Annotated in this window: 2 protein-coding genes; both read left to right on the forward strand. The window is 71.8% G+C overall.

The genetic code is table 11. The features are described 5' to 3' along the window. A partial coding sequence (locus WU80_RS23810; RefSeq protein WP_156371852.1) for a type I polyketide synthase occupies positions 1-2773 on the forward strand: 2773 nt, incomplete at its 5' end. Continuing rightward, a partial coding sequence (locus WU80_RS23815) for a type I polyketide synthase (protein WP_055405870.1) occupies positions 2770-6174 on the forward strand: 3405 nt, incomplete at its 3' end. The genes WU80_RS23810 and WU80_RS23815, both read left to right, overlap by 4 nt.

The following is a 6174-nucleotide window of genomic DNA, read 5'->3' on the forward strand; positions in this document are numbered from 1 at the left end:
CCCGCCCGCCACGGACCGCGGTCGCCTCGCCGAGCTCCCGGTGACGCCGTGGCAGCACACCCAATTCTGGGTCGCCGACCGGTCCGGGATGTCGGAGTCGGTCGCCGGCCACCCGCTGCTGGGGACCCACGTCGAAGTGCCGTCCAGCCACGATCACGTGTGGCAGGCCGACGCCGGCACCGCGGTGTCCCCCTGGCTCGCCGACCACAAGGTGTTCGGGCAAGCCGTGATGCCGGGCGCGGCGTTCGCCGAGATCGCCCTGGCCGCCGCGAGCGAAGCGCTGGCCGTCCCCGTTGGCAGCGTTTCGATCAACCAGCTCGAAGTCGAGCAGATGCTCAACCTCGGCGACCACACGCGGCTGACCACCCAGCTGACCCGGGGCGCCGACGACAAGACCCGGATCGAGATCTACTCGCGGTCGGGCGGCGGCTGGACCAGGCACGCCACCGCGCACGCCGAGACCCGGGCGTCGGACGCCCCTCCCGACGCGCCCCCACCCATCGGAGACGCCGGACCGGCGATCAACCCCGCCGACCTGTACGGCGTGCTGCGCCACGCCGGCCAATACCACGGCCCCGCCTTCGCGGCGCTCGCCGAGATCCACCGGCTGCCCGGCGGTTTCGTGGAATCCGAGATCGTCCTGCCCGACGAGGCGCCCCGGCATCCGGGTTTCCGGCTGCATCCCGTCCTGCTGGACGCGGCGCTACAAAGCCTGGCCGCCGCGATGCCGGACGACGAACTCGCCGGCTCCGCCGAGGCCAGTTATCTTCCGGTGTCCTTCGACGCCATCCGGGTCTACGGCGACCCGGGCCGGCGGGCCCGCTGCCGGGCCCAGCTGAGCAATCTCGACGAGGGCGGCGTGGGCAAGCTCGGCCGGATCATCTTGACCGACGACGCCGGGACGGTCACGGCGGAGATCAACGACATCTATCTGCGTCGCGTCGAACGCCGCAGCGTGCCGCTTCCGTTGTCGCAGAAGGTCTTCGACACCACCTGGGTGACCGAGCCGATCGCCGCCGGGCGGGACGAGACCCCCGGCAGCTGGCTGGTGCTCACCGATGGCGGTGCCGCCGACCGCGCGGAGGCCTTCGCCGCGGGCTGGCGCTCACCGGCACGCCGGGTAGTCACCGCCGACCTGCACGACGAGGCCGCCGTGCTCGCCGCGTTCGCCGACACCGCGGGCGACCCCGCGCACCCGCCCGTCGGCGTGGTCGTGTTCGCGGCGCCCAGCCCCGGCGTCACGGGCGGCGGCATCGACCAGGCCCGCGAAACGGTGTGGGCGGTCTCGACCGTCGTCCGCGCGATCGTCGGCGGCTGGCACGGTCAATCACCGCGGCTCTGGCTGATCACCGAGGGCGGCCTCGCCGTGCACGACGAGGCCGGCCAGCCCGGGGTCGGCGCGCTGAAGGGCCTGGTGCGGGTCCTTGCCTACGAGCATCCCGAGCTGCGCACCACGCTGGTCGACCTCGAGGCCCACGGGGACCCGGGGGCGCTCAATACCGAACTGGCCGCGGCGATCTCGGGCCCGATGGACGACATCGTCGCGTGGCGGCGCGGCCAGCGCCACGTCGAGCGGCTCACCCGGGCGGTCATCGGCGAACCCACCACCCGAGACGTCGTCCGCCGCGGAGCGTCCTACATCGTCACCGGCGGACTGGGCGGCCTGGGCCTGGTCATGGCGCGGTGGCTGGTGGACGGCGGCGCGGGGCGGCTCGTCCTCAACGGCCGCAGCGAACCGTCGGAGCAGCAGCGCGCGGTCCTGGCCGAGCTGGAGCGCGGCGCCGAGATCGTGGTGGTCACCGGCGACGTCGCGGCCGAGGGCGTCGCCGAAGAGCTGGTGGCGGCCGCGGGCGAGACGAACCTGCGCGGCGTGTTGCACGCGGCCGCCGTGCTCGACGACAGCCTGGTGTTCTCCATGACAAAGGACAGCGTCGAACGGGTGTGGGCGCCCAAGGTCATCGGGGCGCTGCGCCTGCATCAGGCCAGCGCGAACTGCGAATTGGATTGGTGGCTCGGGTTTTCCTCGACCGCCTCCATGCTGGGCGGGCCGGGACAGGCCTCGTACGCGTGCGCCAGCGCGTGGCTTGACGCGCTGGTCGATTGGCGGCGGGCGGCGGGATTGCCTGCGGCGGTGATCAACTGGGGCCCGTGGGCGGAGGTGGGGCTCGCCCGCGCGTTGACCGGCGGCGCGCTCGATCCCATCACGCCCGCCGAGGGCACGGCGGCCATGGAGCCGCTGCTGGCCAGCGGCAGGTGCCACACCGGCGTGGGCCGGCTGCGGCCCGACCGGGCGCTGATCGCGTTCCCGGAGATCCGCAACCTCGGCTACTTCACCAACGTGGTCGCCGAGCTGGAAGCCGCGGGTGACGGCGGCGACTGGGCCGGCCCCGAAGCGCTGACCGGACTGGAACCCGGTGCGGCGCAAGCCCTGATGACCGAGCGGCTGCGCGCGCGCATCGCCGCGGTCATGGGGTACGCCGACAGCTCGGCCGTCGACCCCGGCGTACCCCTCATCGAGTTGGGGATGGATTCCCTGATGGCCGTGCGAATTCGCAACTCCGCCCGCGCCGACTTCGGGGTCGAACCGCCGGTGGCCCTCCTGCTACAGGGCGCCTCGCTGCACGACCTCACGGCCGACCTGGTTCGCCAGCTCGGCCTGGCCGGCGACGGGCAGGCGGACGAGCGGAAAGACGCGGTTCGCGACCGGGCGCAGCAGCGCGCGGCCGCGCGCCAACAAGCCGCACTGCGGCGGAAGCGAGGACATCAAGCATGAGCACCAACGGGTCAACGGACCTGCCGCCCAACGCGATCGCGGTGGTCGGCATGGCCGGCAGGTTCCCCGGCGCCAACGACGTCTCAACATTCTGGGACAACCTGCGCCACGGCAAGGAGTCGATCACCACGCTGTCCGAGCAGGAGCTCAAGGCCGCCGGCATCCCCGACGAGGTACTGGCGAACCCGGCCTACGTGCGGCGCGCCCCCCTCGTCGACGGGGTGGACGAGTTCGACGCCGAGTTCTTCGGGTTCCCCCCGCAGTTCGCCCGGATGCTGGATCCCCAGCACCGGCTGTTCTTGCAGTGCGCGTGGCACGCGTTCGAGGACGCCGGCTGCGACCCCGCCGAGTTCGACGGCTCGATCGGCGTTTTCGGGACCAGCTCCCCCAGCGGCTATCTGCTGCACAACCTCTCGTCGCACCGCGCCCAGGACGCCTTCATGGGGACGGGCCTCAACTTCGAGCAGTTCAACCTGTTCCTGCAGAACGACAAGGACTTCCTGGCGACCCGGGTTTCGCACCAATTCGATCTGCGCGGGCCCAGTCTCACGGTCCAGACCGCATGCTCGTCGTCCCTGGTGGCGGTCCATCTGGCGTGCCAGAGCCTGCTCAGCGGCGAGTGCGACATGGCCCTGGCCGGCGGGGTGTCGCTGTCGGTCCCGCACCACGTCGGGTACTGGAACTCGCCGGGAGCCATGGTGTCCGCGGTCGGCCACTGCCGCCCGTTCGACGTGCGGGCCGACGGCACCGTCTTCGGCAGTGGCGTGGCCATCGTCGCGCTCAAGCCCCTGCAGGCCGCCCTCGACGCCGGCGACCGGGTGCACGCCGTCATCCGCGGATCGGCGATCAACAACGACGGATCGATGAAAATGGGCTACGCGGCGCCGAATCCGGCCGCGCAGGCCGACGTCATCGCCGAAGCCCACGCGGTCGCCGGCATCGACTCCGCGACCGTGAGCTATGTCGAAACACACGGAACCGGCACACCGCTGGGCGATCCCATCGAGGTCCAGGGGTTGCGATCCGCCTTCGCCGTCTCGCAGACCCCCCGCCCGGGCCCCTGCGTCCTCGGGTCGGTCAAGTCCAACATCGGGCACCTGGAGGTGGCGGCCGGTGTGGTGGGTCTGATCAAGACCATTCTGTGCCTGCAGCACAAGGCGATTCCCGGCACGCTGCACTTCACCAGCCCGAACCCCGAGCTGCGTCTCGACGAGACCCCGTTCACCGTGACCAGCACCTACGACGCGTGGGAGTGGGACGGCGTGCGCAGGGCCGGGGTCAGCTCGTTCGGGGTGGGCGGCACCAACGCGCACGTCGTGGTGGAAGAGGCGCCCCCCGCCCCCGAGCGAGTGGCGCCCGCGGGTCCCCAGGTATTGCTGGTCTCGGCGCAAACCGCGGCGGCGCTTGACGGCTCGCGCGCCGCCCTCGCCGACGCGTTGGCCGCCCCGGGCGGCCCCGAACTGGCCGACGTCGCCCACACCCTCACCGGGCGCCGCAGGCACCGGCTCACCATGGCGGCCGTGGTGCACGACCGCGAGCACGCGGCCACGGTGCTGCGGGCGGGCGAGCACGACAACGTCTTCGTCGGCCAATCCCTGGACGGTGAGGCGGCCGCCGCCGATCGCGTCGTGTTCATGTTCCCGGGCCAGGGCGCCCAGCACGTCGCCATGGCCCGGGGCCTGTACGACACCGAGCCGGTGTTCGCCGAGCATTTCGACGCGTGCGCGGCGGGATTCGGCGACGAGATGGGCACCGATCTGAAGGCGCTGATATTCGGCGACGCCGCAACCGATCTGGAGCGCATCGACCATTCCCAGCCCGCCTTGTTCACGGTCGAATACGCGCTGGCGCGGTTGGCCGAACACTACGGGCTACGCGCGGGGGCGTACATCGGCTACAGCACCGGTGAGTACATCGCGGCCACGCTGGCCGGGGTGTTCGACCTCGAGACGGCGATCAAGCTGGTGGCCTTGCGCGCCCGCCTGATGCACGAGTCCCCGCCCGGTGCCATGGTCGCCGTCGCGCTGGGTCCCGACGACCTCGCGGAGTTCCTCACCCCCGGGGTCGACCTGTCGGCCGTGAACGATCCCGGCAACTGCGTGGTCGCCGGCCCCAACGACGAGATTCGCGCCTTCACCCAGCGGCTGCGCGAGCGCGGCATAACCGCCCGGCGGGTGCGGGCCACCCACGCATTCCATTCCAGCGCAATGGATTCCATGGCGGCCGAATTCGGTGAATTCCTTTCCGGTGTCGAGCTTCGCCGCCCGGACACGCCCCTGCTCAGCAACCTCACCGGGACCTGGATGACGGACGAGCAGGTCACCGACCCGGCCAGCTGGGCGCGCCAAATCAGTTCCACGATCAGGTTCGCCGACGAACTCGACGCGCTGCTGACCGATCCCGACCGGGTCCTCGTCGAAGTCGGCCCCGGGGGCAGCCTGACGGGCTCGGCGATGCGGCACCCGAAGTGGTCGGACGGCCACCGCGCGGTTCGACTGATGCGGCATCCGATCCAGAACACCGACGACCGGGACACCTTCCTGCTCGGGCTCGGCCAACTGTGGGCGGCCGGGGTGCCGGTCGACTGGGAACCGCTGACCGGGCCGACGCCGAACCGGGTCTCCCTACCCGGTTACGCCTTTGCCCGCGAACGGCATTGGGTCGATCCCAAACCGCTCGCCTGGCTTGAGCGCCCCGCCGAGGCGCCCGGGGCGCCGGTCGCCGCCACCAACGGCGCCGCCCACGGCGACGCGTCGGCGAACGGGCAGTCGCACACCGAGGTCACGCTGCGGCAGATCTGGATGCAATGCCTGGGTCTGAACTCGATCGGCCGCAACGACAACTTCTTCGACCTTGGCGGCGACTCGCTGATCTCGATCGGCATCGCGACCAACGCCAGCAACGCCGGGCTGGACGTCACGCCGCAGGATCTGTACGGCAACCCGACCTTGGCCACCCTGGCGGCCCACGTCGACGCCAAATACGCCGCGGGCTCGTTGGCGAAACCGCCTGAGGCCGCCTCGTTCCCGGCCATCCCGCCGGGGGTCGCGCGGTTCCTCGAGACCGGCGTGCGGCAGCCGGGCCGCTGGCGGATCCCGCTGATCCTGCGCCTCGACGCGGGTGTCGGCGTCGACGACATCCGTGCGGTGCTCACCGCCTTGGCCAATCACCACGACGCGTTGCGCCTCGAGCTCGTCGAGCGGGCCGGCATCTGGGAGCAGCGCATCGCGGCGCCACGGGAATTCGACCGGCTCTCCTCCCGGACGCTGCCCGACACCGAGCCCGAGGCGCAGCGCGCGGCGCTGCTCGACATCGTGGCCGAGCTTTCGGCCCACGGCGATCTGTCCGCACCGCTGACGGCGAGCCACATCCGCGGCCCGCACGGCTGTCTCTTATACACA

Source organism: Mycobacterium sp. UM_11, assembly GCF_001414075.1.
GTDB lineage: Bacteria > Actinomycetota > Actinomycetes > Mycobacteriales > Mycobacteriaceae > Mycobacterium.